Source organism: Saccharothrix hoggarensis (assembly GCF_052936025.1).
In genome coordinates, this window is the sequence record NZ_CP193624.1 from 7,078,457 (window position 1) to 7,094,278 (window position 15,822).

Annotated in this window: 14 protein-coding genes; 8 read left to right on the plus strand and 6 right to left on the minus strand. The window is 69.6% G+C overall.

Annotated elements, in window-relative coordinates; genetic code table 11:
• Positions 1–29 precede the first annotated feature (29 nt).
• Positions 30–500, minus strand: coding sequence for a 30S ribosomal protein S7 (gene rpsG, locus ACRAKH_RS32130; protein ID WP_053715239.1), 471 nt, complete (start codon positions 498–500; stop codon positions 30–32).
• A complete protein-coding gene (gene rpsL, locus ACRAKH_RS32135) occupies positions 500–874 on the minus strand; it encodes a 30S ribosomal protein S12 (protein ID WP_030473471.1) in 375 nt (124 codons plus the stop codon). The genes rpsG and rpsL overlap by 1 nt, the downstream gene beginning before the upstream one ends.
• Before the next feature lie 349 nt (positions 875–1,223).
• Between rpsL and ACRAKH_RS32140 the strand changes: the two genes are divergently transcribed.
• The 8 genes from ACRAKH_RS32140 (at position 1,224) to ACRAKH_RS32175 (ending at position 6,048) form a co-directional block, all read left to right on the plus strand.
• Positions 1,224–1,850 carry a YbaB/EbfC family nucleoid-associated protein gene (locus tag ACRAKH_RS32140; RefSeq protein ID WP_447009494.1) on the plus strand — a complete coding sequence of 209 codons (627 nt, stop codon included), beginning with the start codon at positions 1,224–1,226 and terminating at the stop codon, positions 1,848–1,850.
• An 11-nt stretch (positions 1,851–1,861) separates the two neighbouring features.
• Positions 1,862–2,212 carry a hypothetical protein gene (locus ACRAKH_RS32145; RefSeq protein WP_380727656.1) on the plus strand — a complete coding sequence of 117 codons (351 nt, stop codon included), beginning with the start codon at positions 1,862–1,864 and terminating at the stop codon, positions 2,210–2,212.
• Position 2,213: 1 nt separating this feature from the next.
• A complete protein-coding gene (locus tag ACRAKH_RS32150) occupies positions 2,214–3,281 on the plus strand; it encodes a WXG100 family type VII secretion target (protein WP_380727654.1) in 1,068 nt (355 codons plus the stop codon).
• An 11-nt stretch (positions 3,282–3,292) separates the two neighbouring features.
• A complete protein-coding gene (locus tag ACRAKH_RS32155) occupies positions 3,293–3,853 on the plus strand; it encodes an LppU/SCO3897 family protein (protein ID WP_380727652.1) in 561 nt (186 codons plus the stop codon).
• 19 nt (positions 3,854–3,872) lie between these two features.
• A complete protein-coding gene (locus ACRAKH_RS32160; protein ID WP_380727650.1) occupies positions 3,873–4,742 on the plus strand; it encodes a phosphotransferase in 870 nt (289 codons plus the stop codon).
• A 38-nt stretch (positions 4,743–4,780) separates the two neighbouring features.
• Positions 4,781–5,077 (plus strand): TFIIB-type zinc ribbon-containing protein, encoded by a 297-nt coding sequence (locus ACRAKH_RS32165; RefSeq protein ID WP_380727648.1) that lies wholly within the window; start codon positions 4,781–4,783, stop codon positions 5,075–5,077.
• A gap of 96 nt (positions 5,078–5,173) precedes the next feature.
• Positions 5,174–5,614, plus strand: coding sequence for a hypothetical protein (locus ACRAKH_RS32170; RefSeq protein ID WP_380727646.1), 441 nt, complete (start codon positions 5,174–5,176; stop codon positions 5,612–5,614).
• A 125-nt stretch (positions 5,615–5,739) separates the two neighbouring features.
• Positions 5,740–6,048: a hypothetical protein gene (locus ACRAKH_RS32175; protein WP_380727644.1), complete on the plus strand. Its 309-nt coding sequence runs from the start codon at positions 5,740–5,742 to the stop codon at positions 6,046–6,048.
• A 91-nt stretch (positions 6,049–6,139) separates the two neighbouring features.
• On the opposite strand, the gene ACRAKH_RS32180 is transcribed toward ACRAKH_RS32175, so the two are convergent.
• The 4 genes from ACRAKH_RS32180 to ACRAKH_RS32195 all read right to left on the minus strand — a co-directional run bounded on the left by ACRAKH_RS32180 (position 6,140) and on the right by ACRAKH_RS32195 (position 15,812).
• Entirely contained in the window at positions 6,140–10,036 is a 3,897-nt protein-coding gene (locus tag ACRAKH_RS32180; protein WP_380727642.1) for a DNA-directed RNA polymerase subunit beta', read from the minus strand.
• 109 nt (positions 10,037–10,145) lie between these two features.
• Positions 10,146–13,628 carry a DNA-directed RNA polymerase subunit beta gene (gene rpoB, locus ACRAKH_RS32185; protein WP_380727640.1) on the minus strand — a complete coding sequence of 1,161 codons (3,483 nt, stop codon included), beginning with the start codon at positions 13,626–13,628 and terminating at the stop codon, positions 10,146–10,148.
• Between the two features lie 468 nt (positions 13,629–14,096).
• A complete protein-coding gene (locus tag ACRAKH_RS32190) occupies positions 14,097–15,290 on the minus strand; it encodes a hypothetical protein (RefSeq protein ID WP_447009495.1) in 1,194 nt (397 codons plus the stop codon).
• A 9-nt stretch (positions 15,291–15,299) separates the two neighbouring features.
• Complete coding sequence (locus ACRAKH_RS32195) at positions 15,300–15,812, minus strand: hypothetical protein (protein WP_380723574.1); 513 nt, start codon at positions 15,810–15,812, stop codon at positions 15,300–15,302.
• Between the last annotated feature and the right edge of the window lie 10 nt (positions 15,813–15,822).

Here is a 15,822-nt window from a genome sequence, read left to right on the forward strand (position 1 = left end):
CCACTGTCGGCAACCCGCCGGGCGTCACGTCACCAGCGGTAGTGGGCGAAGGCCTTGTTCGACTCGGCCATCTTGTGCGTGTCCTCGCGGCGCTTGACGCTCGCGCCCAGGCCGTTGCTCGCGTCGAGCAGCTCGTTCATCAGGCGCTCGATCATGGTCTTCTCACGGCGCTGCCGGGAGAAGGTGATCAGCCAGCGGAGGGCGAGCGTGGTCGAGCGACCCGGCTTCACCTCGACGGGCACCTGGTAGGTGGCGCCACCGACGCGGCGGGACTTCACCTCGAGCGCGGGCTTGACGTTGTCCAGAGCGCGCTTGAGCGTGACGACCGGGTCGGTGCCGGTCTTGTCGCGGGCGCCCTCGAGGGCGCCGTACACGATCCGCTCGGCCACGGAGCGCTTGCCGTCGACCAGCACCTTGTTGATGAGCTGGGTCACCAGCGGAGAGCTGTAGACCGGGTCGGAGATCAGCGGCCGCTTCGGGGCCGGTCCCTTGCGGGGCATCAGCTCTTCTCCTTCTTCGCGCCGTACCGGCTGCGAGCCTGCTTGCGGTTCTTCACGCCCTGCGTGTCGAGCGAACCGCGGATGATCTTGTAGCGGACACCGGGGAGGTCCTTCACACGACCGCCGCGCACGAGCACCATCGAGTGCTCCTGGAGGTTGTGGCCCTCACCGGGGATGTAAGCCGTGACCTCGATGCCGCTCGTGAGCTTCACGCGGGCGACCTTGCGCAGAGCCGAGTTCGGCTTCTTGGGCGTGGTCGTGTAGACGCGGGTGCACACACCGCGCCGCTGCGGGCTGCCCTTGAGCGCCGCGGTCTTCTGCTTGGCGACCTTGTCCTGCCGGCCCTTGCGGACCAGCTGCTGGATCGTTGGCATACGCCGGCTGCTTCTTCCCTTTACGTGCCCGCCGCGTGGGCGACGAGCCCTGTTTACTTGGTCCCTCTCTGCACCCGAGGTCGGGCGTGTCGCCGCCTTCAGCCAAGCTGAACGGGCAACGCCGTACCCCAGGTCCGCAGGCGACATCCCAGGATGCCCCTACGCGTGGAGGTCACCGCGGCCGGCTTTCCAGCACCACTGGCGCGTAGGCACGCGGAGCGGCCCGACATGGGTCGGGCACGAGTACCAAAGATACCCCGCCTGCTTCCCACGGGTCAAAACGGGTCCGCCACCCGGCCTGATCGAGTAAACAGAGCACGCAAGTCGACGAACCACGGGGGGTCGGTCCGTGTCGGACCTTCACGCCCGCGCGCTCGAGGAGGCCGGCCGCAAGGCCGAAGAGCGTCTCGCGGGTTATCAGAACATGAAAGAGCGGATGGCGCAGCTTCGCGTGACCGCCGTTTCACCCGATCGAGTGGTGAGCGTGGTCGCCGGACCGGGTGGTTCCATCCTCGACGTCCAGCTCCAGCCGGACGCCCAGCGCATCCCGCCGCACGCGCTGTCCCGCACCATCATGAGCACGCTCCAGCAGGCCGTCGCCGAGTCGGCGCGCCGGTCGGCGGAGGTGGTGCAGGAGTTCGCGGGCGACCAGATCGACATCGTCGCGCGGGTGAACAAGGTGCAGGAGGACGTGTTCGGCGTGAACCCGGCCGAGCAGGCCCCGCCACCGCCGCCGCCGAACGCGCCCGCGCCCGGCGCGTCATTCCTCCAGCAGGCGAACGCGCGCCCGCCGATGCCGCCTCCGCCGCCACCGCGCCCGCACGTGCCGCCGCCGCACCTGTCGCCGCCGCACCTGCCGCCGTCACCCGGCCGTCCACCGGCGCCCCAGCCGCCCGCGCCGCCACGTCGTCCCGCCCCGCCACCACCGCGTGACGACGACCCGGACGACGACTTCGGTGGCTCGATCCTGCGCTGAGGAGGGACGACATGGCATTCGGTGTGGACGCCGAGGCGATCATCGCCTGCGGCAAGGCGGTGGACGGCCTCTCGGCCGAGGCGGAGAAGATCAAGGAAGCGGCCCAGGCCGCGATCGTGCCCGAGATCTCGTGGGGACTGCTCGGTCAGGCGCTGACGTACGGCGACTACGTGGAGCTGACCGACGCGTTCCTGGACCACATGGCGAAGATGACCGAGAACCTGGGCAAGCTGGGCGACCGGCTGTCGTTGACCGGCGAGCACTACCGCGACGTGAACCAGGCCGTCGCGGACGCGTTGGACGACATCGGCAGGCAGCTCGGCGACGCGTCGCGGCCGCCGTCGGTCGGATCGGGGGCATGACGTGGCCGGGGAGACGCTCGAAGCGGTCGGCACCGAGCAGGAGGTTCGTGACGACAACTACTGGACCAGCGAGGACGGCGACTTCCTCAAGCCGGTCAGCGAGAGCGGGACGGTCGAGGCGGGAGCCAAGGCGTGGGACGCCCTCGGCGGCCTGACCAGTGGAAATCCGGCCGAGGTGCAGGCGGCCGTCGGCGACATCCAGGCGTTCCTCGGCGAGTTCCCGAGCGCCGCGGAGATCATCGCCGACCCGCTGCACTCGCTGCTCACGTTCGGTCTCGGCTTCCTGGTCGACCTGATCAAGCCGTTGGACGACGCGCTGAAGCTCGTCACCGGCGACGAGGAGCAGCTGAAGCTGGCCGCGCAGCACTTCGAGAAGGTCGCCACCGACCTGAAGGCGCTGTCCGAGAAGTTCGCCGGGACCGTCGAGACCGGGTTGGCGAGCTGGCAGGGCCAGGCGGCCGACGCGAGCCGGGAACGGCTCGGCGAGTTCGCCGTCGGGATCATGGAGACGGGCGGCGAGGCGGAGAGCATCGTCACGCTGCTCACCGGCAGCGCGGCGTTGATGAAGACCGCGTACGACCTGGTCATGGACCTGATCGCGAGCCTCGTCGAGTGGCTGATCATCACGTGGCTGGCCGCGCAGGCGGCGGCCGTGCCCACGCTGGGCGCGTCCGAGGTCGCGGCGGCCGGTGCGACCGCCGTGCAGGTGGGCGTGACGGTCAGCCGGGTGTCGCGGATCGTGCAGCGGGTCACCGCCGTGCTGACGAAGATCGGCCGGGTGTTCAAGGTGCTCACCGGACGGCTCGCCGGGCCGAAGTGGTGGCGGACGACGGCGGAGAAGTTCGCCGGCAAGGACGCCATGCAGACGTTCCTCGGCAAGGACGGCGCCGGGAACATCATCGGGCCGGGTGGTTGGAAGGGTTCCGCGCAGCAGTTCGGCAAGGACGCGCTGGGCAACGCGGGGGCCACGCTGGGCGGCGCGGTGGTGGAGAGCGGCAAGGACGTCTACGACATGGTCACCGACGAGCCGCCGAACGCCGCCGACGTCGACCGCAAGCTCTCCATCTGAAAGGGGACGCCGTGAGCGCCTTCATCTCGCAAGACCCGACGTTCCAGGAGCAGATGCGGACCCCGCCGAGCAAGCGGCGCAAGGTCACCAAGATCAGCGTCATCGTCGGCGCGGTGTTCCTGCTGGTCATCGGCGGGTTGTTCTTCTACGTCTCGCGGACCGGCACCAAGACCGGCGACTGCGCCCAGCCGAAGAGCGTCGCGCGCGGCGGCGTGGAGATGGCCAAGGCCGACTGCGCGTCGCCGAAGGCGTCCTACCGCCAGGCGGCCTACGCGGGCGGCGTGAACGCGGAGTGCCCCGAGGGCGACTACTACCCCGCGCGCACCGGCGGGACGCGGAAGAACAAGCGCGTCTCGTACCAGTGCTTCATGTTGAACGTCCGGGAGGGCGAGTGCCTGAAGCTCACCCCGTTCGGGCGGGCCAGCCTGTACGAGAAGGTGACGTGCGGCGGCGGCGTGCTGAAGGTGGCCGAGGTCGTGTCGGGCAAGGCGGACGCGAAGCAGTGCGCCCAGGGCGCCGAGTCGAGGGTGTACAGCGTGCCGGCGACGACCGTCTGCCTGACCAAGGCCTGAGCCGGGTCACACTGGTCGGGTGAACTCCGAACTCATCGCGGGCATGGCGGCCCTGGTGGCCGCCGACGCCTCGCCCGAGGTGCTCGCGGTGCGCGGCGACGTCGTGGTGGTCCGGGTCGCGGACGTGGTGCTGAAGGCCCACGAGCGCGGCACGGACCTCGCGGTGCTCGCCGCCCGGCTGCGGCTGGCCGCCGACCCCCGCCTGGCCGAACTCCTGCTGACGCCCCGGTCGGCGCCCGCGGTGGTGCTGGGGCGGGTCGTCACGGCGTGGCCGATGGGCACGCCGGTGCCGCAGAGCGAGCCCGAGGACCTGCCGATGGAGGCCGCCGGGCGGATGCTGGCGGCGTTGCACCGGTTCACCGCCTCGGACTTCGCGCCTCCCGTGCCGGTGGCCGGCGCGCGGTCGCGGATGGAGCGCGCGGTGCGCGACCTGACGGTGGACACGCCCGCCGCGGCGCTGGTCCGGCGGGCCTTCGCGACGTTGCCGCGGTTCGCCGACTCCGGGACGACGCTGATCCACGGCGACTGGCACCTGGGGCAGCTGGTGTGGCGGGACGGCTACCGGCTGATCGACGTGGACGACCTGGGTGTGGGCGACCCGGCGTGGGACCTGGCCCGGCCGGCCGCGCTGCACGCGGCGGGGGTGCTCGACGCCGACGCGTGGGGCCGCCTGCTCGGGTCGTACCTGGACGCGGGCGGCGTGGGCGTGCCGCGGGAGGACCCGTGGTCGGTGCTCGACGCGCCGGCGCGCGCGCTGGTCGTCCAGATGGCGGCGCGTGCTCTTTCCGCTGCGGAGCGCGACGGGAACGAGTTGAACGATGCTCAGGAAGCGCTGATCGAGGCGTGTGCCCGGATCGTGTCGACACACGAACCCATTCCGCGCGGCTAATATCGGGCACATCGCGTCAAGAGCAGGAGGCTCACACGATGCAGTGTCCCAAGTGTCATGCGAACATGCGCACCTTCGACCGCATGGGCGTGCACATCGAGCAGTGTGATGGCTGCCGCGGGGTCTTCCTCGACTACGGCGAGCTGGAAGCCATCACTCGCCTCGAGCAGCAGATGGCGACCCCGCCGCCCCCGCCGCCCGCCGCTCCGGCGCCGGCGCAGGTCCACTACGTCCAGCAGCCGGTGCAGCCGGGCTGGGGCGCCGCGCCGGGTTACGGCGGCCACTACGGCCACCGGAAGCACCGCGGTCTGGGTGGGTTGTTCTTCTCGTCCTGATCTTCGGGTCGGTGGCCCCGCGCGCGGTGCGCGGGGCCACCGTTGCCACTGCCGAAAAACAGGGTGATACTCGGTAGTGACCGGAGGAGGGCCGTCATGTCCGTCGCCACCGAGGCCGCGCGCATCCGTGACCTGTTCGACCAGATCGAGGAGATCGAAGAGGTCGCGTCGAGCTTGTCCGAGGACGACGAGCGGCGGCGCAAGCTGCACGGCGTCGTGGCGAAGGCCCTGCGCACCGCGCCTCCCGTGCGGCCCGTGGTGGCCGGCGAGCTGCTGGAGTTGACCGAGAAGACGGTCAAGGCGTGGGCGCGCGAGGGCGTGCTGGCCATCCACAGCCAGGAGCCCCGCATGCTGCTGGACGCCGTGCGGCTGCACGAGGTGCTGCACGTCGTGTCCGACCTGAGGCGCGCCGGGAAGAACCGCGCCCTGCTGGACGAGGTGCACCGCCGGTTGAGCGACTCGGCCCTGCTCGACCGGGACGACCTCGCCACGAGCCTGGAGCAGATGCACCGCGGCGAAGGACGCGTGGTTCGCTGATCAAGGTCGTCGAAACGCCGGTCGCCGCCGGCCAGGCCGCCGGTCTGCGCGGCGCCGCCAGGGTCGCCTACGACCGGTTCCTGGACGAGCTGTCGCACAGCGGCTGCGCCGCGCTCGGGTACCGCGTGACGGGCCCGGAGCCCCTGCCCCGCCTGTGCGTGAAGCACCTCCGCGGCACCGACCGCGTGGTCGTGGCCTTCCCGTCCCCGCGCACGGCGTGGATCATGCTCGTCGGCCCGCACGACGACGACCCCGGCCGCGACCTCTACGAGACCCTGTACGCGCTGGCGGGCGTCCGCCCGAAGCTCACGGAGAAGCGCACCAAGCCGCCGTGCTGCTCGGACGCCACTCCCCCGATCGCCGACGCCGACCTGGTCGACGACCTGGTCGCCCGCGCCCGCTCACTGGCCAAGTCCCGCCGCCGCCTCACCTGACGGCTCACCGCGGTTCTTCCCCCAGGCATGCGAAAGGCCCCCGGAGCGGGAGGCTCCGGGGGCCTTTCAGCCGACTAGCCGACTAGCTGCTTCAGCGGTAGTCGCGACCGAAGTCGTAGTCGTCCAGCGGGACGGCTGCGCCCGTGCCCGTGCCGAAGACGTCCGGCGTGTAGTAGCCGTCGTCGTAGCTCGGGATGGCGTACGCCGCCGCACGCGCTTCCTCGGTCGGCTGCACCTGGATGTTCCGGTACCGGTTGATGCCGGTGCCGGCCGGGATCAGCTTGCCGATGATCACGTTCTCCTTCAGGCCGATGAGCTTGTCCGACCGGCCGTTGATGGCGGCGTCGGTCAGGACCCTCGTCGTCTCCTGGAAGGAGGCCGCCGACAGCCACGAGTCCGTGGCCAGCGACGCCTTCGTGATACCCATCAGCACCGGACGACCGGCGGCGGGCTCGCCGCCCTCGGCCACCACGGCCCGGTTGCCCGACTCGAACTCCGCGCGCTCGACCAGCGAGCCCGGCAGGAACTCGGTCGCACCCGAGTCGATGATCGTCACCCGGCGCAGCATCTGCCGGACGATGACCTCGATGTGCTTGTCGTGGATCGCCACACCCTGGGCCCGGTAGACCTTCTGGACCTCCTGCACCAGGTGCAGCTGGGCCTCGCGGGGACCCATCACGCGCAGCACCTCGTGCGGGTCGGGCGTGCCCTCCAGCAGCTGCTGGCCCACGTGCACGTGGTCGCCGTCCTGCAGCGGACCGGTGGCCGTGTTGGCCAGTCGCTGACGCTTCGACAGCTTCTCGAAGACGATCTCCTCGGACCCGTCGTCCGGGATGAGGGTGATCTTCCAGAACCGGTCGCCGTCCTCGATGCGCACCCGGCCGTCGACGTCCGCGATGGGCGCCTTGCCCTTCGGCACACGAGCCTCGAACAGCTCCTGCACACGGGGCAGACCGGTGGTGATGTCGTCACCGGCCACACCACCCTGGTGGAACGTGCGCATGGTCAGCTGCGTGCCGGGCTCACCGATGGACTGCGCGGCGACGATGCCGACGGCCTCGCCGACGTCGACCAGCTTGCCGGTCGCCATCGAGCGGCCGTAGCAGGACGCGCACACACCGACCGCGGACTCGCAGGTCAGCACCGAGCGGACCTTGACGCGGGTCACGCCGGCCTCGACCAAGGTCGCCAGCGCCGGGTCGCCCAGGTCGTCACCGCGGTTGAGCACGACGTTGCCGCCGGCGTCGGTGATGTCCTCGGCGATGGTCCGCGCGTACACGCTGGTCTGCGCGAACTCGGCCAGCACGACCTTGTCGCCCTGCCGCTCGCCGACCGTCATGTTCACGCCGCGCGTGGTGCCGCAGTCGACCTCGCGGATGATGACGTCCTGCGAGACGTCCACGAGACGACGGGTCAGGTAGCCCGAGTCCGCCGTGCGGAGCGCGGTGTCGGCCAGACCCTTGCGGGCGCCGTGCGTGGCGATGAAGTACTCCAGCACCGACAAGCCCTCGCGGAACGAGTTCTTGATCGGCCGCGGGATGTACTCGCCCTTCGGGTTGGTCACCAGACCACGCATACCCGCGAGCGAGCGGACCTGGGTCATGTTGCCCGCCGCGCCCGACATCACGATCATGCGGATCGAGTTGTCCTCGGGGAAGTTGGCCTCCATGACCTCGGCGACCTCTTCGGTCGCCTTGGTCCACACCTTGACCAGCTCGTTGTTGCGCTCCGTGTGGGAGAGCTGACCGCGCTGGTAGCGCTTCTCGACCGCGTCCGCGAGCTTCTCGTACTCGTCGAGGATGCCCTGCTTGGCCTGCGGCACGAGCACGTCGGAGATCGCGACCGTGACGCCCGACCGGGTGGCCCAGTAGAAACCGGCGTCCTTCAGCTTGTCCAGCGTCCGGGCGACGGTGACCATCGGGTACCGCTCGGCGAGGTCGTTGATGATCATGGCCTGCCGCTTCTTGGGCATGACCTCGTTGATGAACGGGTAGTCCTGCGGCAGGACCTCGTTGAACAGCACGCGCCCGAGGGTGGTGTGGGCCAGCCACGGCTGACCGGGCTCCCAGCCCTCCGGCTCCTGGCCCTTCGGCGGGTTCTTGTCCGTGATCCGGATCTTGACCATCGCCTGGAGGCCCAGCACCTTGCGGTCGAACGCCATCAGCGCCTCGGCCGGGGAGGAGTACGCCTGGCCCTCGCCGAGGTCGTTCTCCTTGTGCCGGGTCAGGTGGTACAGGCCGGTCACCATGTCCAGACGCGGCATGGCCAGCGGCTTGCCCGACGCGGGCGAGAGGATGTTGTTCGACGACAGCATCAGCACGCGCGCCTCGGCCTGCGCCTCGGCGGACAGCGGCAGGTGGACCGCCATCTGGTCACCGTCGAAGTCGGCGTTGAACGCCTCGCAGACCAGCGGGTGCAGCTGGATGGCCTTGCCCTCGACCAGCTGCGGCTCGAAGGCCTGGATGCCCAGCCGGTGCAGCGTGGGCGCGCGGTTCAGCAGCACGGGGTGCTCGGTGATGACCTCTTCGAGCACGTCCCACACGGCGGGGCGCGCGCGCTCCACCATCCGCTTGGCGGACTTGATGTTCTGCGCGTGGTTGAGGTCGACCAGCCGCTTCATGACGAACGGCTTGAACAGCTCCAGCGCCATCTGCTTGGGCAGGCCGCACTGGTGCAGCTTCAGCTGCGGGCCGACCACGATGACCGAACGGCCCGAGTAGTCGACGCGCTTGCCGAGCAGGTTCTGGCGGAACCGGCCCTGCTTGCCCTTCAGCAGGTCGGACAGCGACTTCAGCGGCCGGTTGCCCGGACCCGTCACCGGCCGGCCGCGGCGGCCGTTGTCGAACAGCGCGTCGACGGCCTCCTGCAGCATCCGCTTCTCGTTGTTGACGATGATCTCGGGCGCGCCGAGGTCGATCAGTCGCTTGAGGCGGTTGTTGCGGTTGATGACGCGGCGGTACAGGTCGTTCAGGTCGGACGTGGCGAAGCGGCCACCGTCGAGCTGCACCATCGGGCGCAGGTCCGGCGGGATGACCGGGACGCAGTCCAGCACCATGCCCTGGGGGTTGTTGCGGGTCGCCTGGAAGGCGGCCACGACCTTCAACCGCTTCAGGGCGCGGAGCTTCTTCTGGCCCTTGCCGCTGCGGATCGTCTCGCGCAGCACGTCGGCCTCGGCGTCGACGTCGTAGTCACCCAGGAGCTTCTGGATGGCCTCGGCGCCCATGGCGCCGGTGAAGTAGTCGCCGTAGCGGTCGTACAGCTCGCGGTACAGCATCTCGTCCGCGATCAGCTGCGCGCGCTCGAGCTTGGTGAACGTGGACCAGATCTCGTCGAGCCGGTCCAGCTCGCGCTGGGCGCGGTCGCGGAGCTGGCGCATCTCGCGCTCGCCGCCCTCCTTGACCTTGCGGCGGACGTCGGACTTGGCGCCCTCCGCCTCCAGCTCGGCCAGGTCGGCTTCCAGCTTCTGCGCACGGGCCTCGACGTCCGCGTCACGGCGGTTCTCGACGCGCTTGCGCTCGACCTGCATCTCGTTCTCGAGCGTCGGCAGGTCGTTGTGGCGCAGCTCGGTGTTCACGCCCACGATGACGTAGGCCGCGAAGTAGATGATCTTCTCGAGGTCCTTGGGGGCCAGGTCGAGCAGGTAGCCCAACCGGCTGGGGACGCCCTTGAAGTACCAGATGTGCGTGACGGGCGCGGCCAGTTCGATGTGGCCCATCCGCTCGCGGCGCACCTTGGCGCGGGTCACCTCGACGCCGCAGCGCTCGCAGATGATGCCCTTGAAGCGGACGCGCTTGTACTTGCCGCAGTAGCACTCCCAGTCCCGGGTGGGACCGAAGATCTTCTCGCAGAACAAGCCGTCCTTCTCCGGCTTGAGCGTGCGGTAGTTGATGGTCTCGGGCTTCTTGACCTCGCCGTAGGACCACTGGCGGATGTCGTCCGCGGTCGCGAGACCGATGCGGAGCTCATCGAAGAAGTTGACGTCGAGCACGTCTACTCTCTTCCCCTTTTTGATTTCGGTACTGCGTGGGAGCTGGCGGTTCGGTCACCGGGCGCCTGCCCTGACTGCCAGGGCAGGCGGCCCCGGTGACCGGCGAGGGTCAGTTGACGACGTCGTCCACGGACGGCGACTCGCTCCTCGACAGGTTGATGCCGAGGTTCGCGGCCGCACGCTCGAGGTCTTCGTCGTCGCCGTCGCGCATCTCGATCGCGGCGCCGTCCGAAGACAGCACCTCGACGTTGAGGCACAGCGACTGGAGCTCCTTGAGCAGCACCTTGAAGGACTCCGGGATACCCGGCTCCGGGATGTTCTCGCCCTTGACGATGGCCTCGTAGACCTTCACGCGGCCCAGCACGTCGTCGGACTTGATCGTGAGCAGTTCCTGGAGCGTGTAGGCGGCGCCGTACGCCTGCATCGCCCAGCACTCCATCTCACCGAACCGCTGACCACCGAACTGCGCCTTACCACCCAGCGGCTGCTGCGTGATCATCGAGTACGGGCCGGTCGAACGGGCGTGGATCTTGTCGTCGACCAGGTGCAGCAGCTTCAGGATGTACATGTAGCCGACCGACACCGGGAAGGGGTACGGCTCGCCGCTGCGCCCGTCGAGGAGCACCGCCTTGCCGTTCTCCTTGACCATCCGCTCGCCGTCGCGGTTCGGGATCGTCGAGCCCAGCAGGCCCGTGATCTCGTCCTCGCGCGCGCCGTCGAAGACCGGCGTGGCGGTCTTAGTGCCCGGCTCGACGTCGTACAGCTCCGCCGGCAGGTTCTTCGCCCAGTCCGGGTCGCCGTTGATGCTCCAGCCCTGCTTGGCGATCCACCCGAGGTGGGTCTCCAGCACCTGGCCGATGTTCATACGACGCGGCACGCCGTGCGTGTTCAGCACGATGTCGACCGGGGTGCCGTCCTCGAGGAACGGCATGTCCTCGACCGGCAGGATCTTGCCGATGACGCCCTTGTTGCCGTGGCGGCCGGCGAGCTTGTCGCCGTCCTGGATCTTGCGCTTCTGGGCGACGTAGACGCGGACCAGCTCGTTCACGCCGGGGGGCAGCTCGTCGTCGTCCTCGCGGCTGAACACGCGGATGCCGATGACCTTGCCGTACTCGCCGTGCGGCACCTTCAGCGACGTGTCGCGCACCTCGCGCGCCTTCTCGCCGAAGATCGCGCGGAGCAGGCGCTCCTCCGGGGTCAGCTCGGTCTCGCCCTTGGGCGTGACCTTGCCGACCAGGATGTCGCCGGGCTGGACCTCGGCGCCGATGCGGATGATGCCGCGCTCGTCGAGGTCGGCCAGGACCTCCTCGGAGACGTTCGGGATGTCCCGGGTGATCTCCTCGGCGCCCAGCTTGGTGTCCCGCGCGTCGATCTCGTGCTCCTCGATGTGGATCGAGGTCAGGACGTCGTCCTGCACGAGGCGCTGCGACAGGATGATCGCGTCCTCGTAGTTGTGGCCCTCCCACGGCATGATCGCCACGAGCAGGTTCTTGCCCAGGGCCATCTCGCCGTTCTCGGTGCACGGGCCGTCGGCCAGCACCTGGCCGGTCTGCACCCGGTCGCCCTCGTTCACGATGGGCTTCTGGTTGATGCAGGTGCCCTGGTTCGAGCGGCGGAACTTGTGCAGGCCGTAGGTCTGCCGCGAGCCGTCGTCGGCCATGACCGTGACGTAGTCGGCGGAGATCTCCTCGACCACACCGGTCTTCTTGGCCACCACGACGTCACCGGCGTCGACCGCGGCGCGCAGTTCCATGCCGGTGCCGACCAGCGGGGACTCGCTGCGCAGCAGCGGCACCGCCTGGCGCTGCATGTTCGCGCCCATCAGGGCGCGGTTCGCGTCGTCGTGCTCGAGGAACGGGATCATCGCGGTCGCGGCCGAGACCATCTGGCGCGGCGAGACGTCCATGTAGTCCACGTCGGACGGGTCGATCATCTCGACCTCGCCGCCCTTCTTGCGGACGAGGACCTTCTCTTCGAGGAAGTTGCCTTCCTCATCGATCTTCGCGTTCGCCTGGGCCTTGACGTACCGGTCCTCTTCGTCGGCCGTCAGGTAGTCGACCTGGTCGGTGACCCGGCCGTCGACGACCTTGCGGTACGGCGTCTCGATGAAGCCGAACGGGTTGACCCGCCCGTAGGAGGACAGCGAGCCGATCAGGCCGATGTTCGGGCCTTCCGGCGTCTCGATCGGGCACATGCGGCCGTAGTGCGACGGGTGGACGTCGCGGACCTCCATGCCGGCGCGCTCACGGGACAGACCGCCCGGGCCCAGCGCGGACAGGCGGCGCTTGTGGGTCAGGCCCGCGAGCGGGTTCGTCTGGTCCATGAACTGCGACAGCTGGGACGTGCCGAAGAACTCCTTGATCGCCGCCACGACGGGGCGGATGTTGATCAGGGTCTGCGGCGTGATGGCCTCGACGTCCTGGGTCGTCATGCGCTCGCGGACGACGCGCTCCATGCGGGAGAGGCCGACCCGGATCTGGTTCTGGATCAGCTCGCCGACGGTGCGCAGGCGGCGGTTGCCGAAGTGGTCGATGTCGTCGACCTCGACGGGCACCTCGACGTCGCCGGGCTTCATCGACGTCTCACCGGCGTGCAGGCGGACCAGGTACTCGATCGTCGTGACGATGTCGTCCTCGGTCAGCACGCCCGTGGTGATCGGGGTGCTCAGGCCCAGCTTCTTGTTGACCTTGTACCGGCCGACCTTGGCCAGGTCGTAGCGCTTGTCCTTGAAGAACAGGTTCTCCAGGAGGGCCTGCGCGGACTCCTTCGTCGGCGGCTCGCCCGGGCGCAGCTTGCGGTAGATGTCGAGCAACGCCTCGTCGGTGCCCGCGGTGTGGTCCTTCTCCAGCGTCGTCAGCAGCGTCTCGCTGAACGAGAAGCGCTCGCGGATCTGCTCGGTCGTCCAACCCAGGGCCTTCAGCAGCACGGTCACCGGCTGGCGGCGCTTGCGGTCGATGCGGACACCGACCGTGTCGCGCTTGTCGACGTCGAACTCCAGCCAGGCACCCCGGGACGGGATGATCTTGACGCTGAAGACGTCCTTGTCGGTCGTCTTGTCGATCGCGGTGTCGTAGTAGACACCCGGCGAGCGGACGAGCTGGGAAACCACGACCCGCTCGGTGCCGTTGATGATGAACGTGCCCTTGTCGGTCATCATCGGGAAGTCACCCATGAACACGGTCTGGCTCTTGATCTCGCCAGTGGTGTGGTTGGTGAACTCCGCCGTGACGAACAACGGGGCGGCGTACGTCATGTCCTTGTCCTTGCACTCCTCGGTCGAGGCCTTGACCTCGTCGAAGCGCGGGTCGGAGAAGGAGAGCGACATCGAGCCGGAGAAGTCTTCGATCGGGGAGATCTCGTTCAAGACCTCCTCGAGGCCGCCCGTCGGCGCCTCGTCACCTTCGTCGACGCGGCGCTGGAACCACGCCTCGTCGCCGGTGAGCCATTCGAACGACTGAATCTGCAGGTCGAGCAGGTTGGGCGTCTGAAGCGGTTCGTGGATCTTCGCGAAAGAGACTCGCTTCGGCGCTCCGGGAATCCCCGACGTGGAGTTGGTCGCAGCAGTGGCCTTGGTCGCGCGAGAGATCGCCAAGATGCGTCCTTCCAGGGACAGGTAGCTGGCCAGTCAGCGGAACTGGCACGGCTGTCAAGGGTGCGGCGATGCCCGGCAATCCAGCTCTCGGCGAAGGGCAAACGGAAAGAGGGCAGCGCAAAGGAGCAGTCTAGCCACGCGCGCGGCAACTGTCGAGAGGCACCTGGAAGGACCTTTCTCGTGCTCACCGACAGAGTGACCCCGCCGACGCCCACAGTCAAGATGCCACGCGGCGATCACTCCACTGGCGCAAGCGGCGATAACTCGGAGTTACCGCTGTGACCTGCGAAAATACATGTACGTGAGCATCAGTGAACGTTTGGCGGGTGTTCGCGCCCCGAAGGGAGATGGTGGCGATTCCGTTCGGTCACCCGGCTAGAATTGTGATGCAGATCACGTTGTGCGCGGGCTTAAAGTAGGCGTGCGGTCCTCAGTGGACGCCTGGAGCGGCCTCCGAGGGCCGTCCCGTCAGCACTTGCCGGTCTCGGCCGCCTGGTCGCCGGTCTGGCCGAACATCTCCATGTTGTCGACCTTCCACCGGCCGTCGACCTTCCGCGCGCCGACCCGCATCATCGCGATGCCGCCGCCGGTCTGGTTGTCGGTGGTGCGGGTGGTGACCTGGTCGAGGAACAGCAGCACGGTGGCGCGGTCCCCGTCGAGCGAGGTCACACCGCTGGAGACGGCCTTCACCGTGACCACGAGCTTCTGCTCCGGCGCCAGCTTGCGGACCGGGTCGAAGATCGCGTTGTACTGGCACTGGGCCTTGCCGACCAGCAGCTCGTTCGCGGCCCTCTCGGTGGCCGTGACGTCGGCGAAGTTGTAGGAGAACGCCTTCTCGACCGCCTCGCGGGTCTGCCCGGCGACCTCGGTCGTGCCGGCGCTGTCCACCAGGGCCTCGTTGTAGTCGACCTGGCCCGCTCGGTGCTGGAACCAGTAGCCGAGGCCCGCCAGGAGGGCGGCCAGCACGACCAGCGCGACGGGCAGGGCGAGGCCGGTGCGGAGGCTGGAGGTCTCGTCGCCGTCGGACGCGCGGCGCCGGGTCTTGGCGGCCCGGTCGGCGGTGGCGCGGTCGGACGTGGCGTGGTCGGCGGTGGCGCGCCGCGGCTGGACGTCGTCGAGCACGCTCGGGGCGACGGCCTCGCCGGTGCGCTTGCGGCGGCCGCTCGGGCGGGGGCGCGGGGCGGGGGCGGGCTCGTCTTCGGCCACGCCCTCGCCCGGCTCGATCAGGCCGGGAACCCGGTCGGACGCGGCCGGCCGGTCGTCGGAGCCCAGGTCGGCTTCGCGCAGGTCGTCGGTGTGGTCGGTGCCACGCAGGTCGGTGGCGCGGTCGGTGGCGTCGGTCCCGCGCAGGTCGGCGGCGGCTTCGGCGTCGCGCAGGTCGGCGGCCCGCGATTCGGCGTCGGCGCGCTCGTCCTCGTCTTCGGCGCGCGTGGTGCCGCGTGGGGCGGGTTGGTCGCGTTCGGCGGTCTCGCGTTCCGGGCGGACGTCCTGCGCCTCGGTGTCCTGCACCTCGGCGTCCGCGACCGGCGTGCCCTCGACGTCACCCTCCGGCTTGGCGGGCACCGCGCCGTGCTCGGGGCGTTTGCGCAGGCCGGCGACGCGCGGCCGGGTGGTCGGCGTGGTCGGGACGGGGCGGCGGCGGGACGGTGGCACTGACGTCATCTCCTCGGGTCACGCGCCGCCGGCCGCGACCGGCCCCAGCGCGCTGAGCTTCCAACCGGCATCGGTGCGGGTCAGGTCCGTCTGGTACCGGTTGACCTTCTTCACCGCCTGCCCACCCTCCGGCGTCACCGTGGTCTCCACGACGGCGATCAGGTGGGCCTTGCCGGCCCGCGAGTCCAGCTCGGTGACGGCCGCGTCGAGCACCCGGCTCACGGTCACCGTCCGGGCGTCCTCGATCTGCTTCTTCCGGGTGGCGCGGCCGGTCTCGATCTCCGAGCGCAGCTCGCCGGTGGACGTGTCCAGCCACCGGTCCAGGTCCTCGTCGACCTTCTTGTAGTCGAGCGTGGTGAAGTTCGCGATCCCGACCTGCCCGACCCGCAGCACCTCTTCCCGCTCCCGCGAGAACGCCACCGAGTCGTTGGACGACGCGCTCCACCACGACACACCGGCCCACACCGCGTACCCCGCGGCCAGCACCGCCAGCAGCGCGGCGACCGGCAGGGCCCACCGTCGAACGTCCATCCGTCCCTCC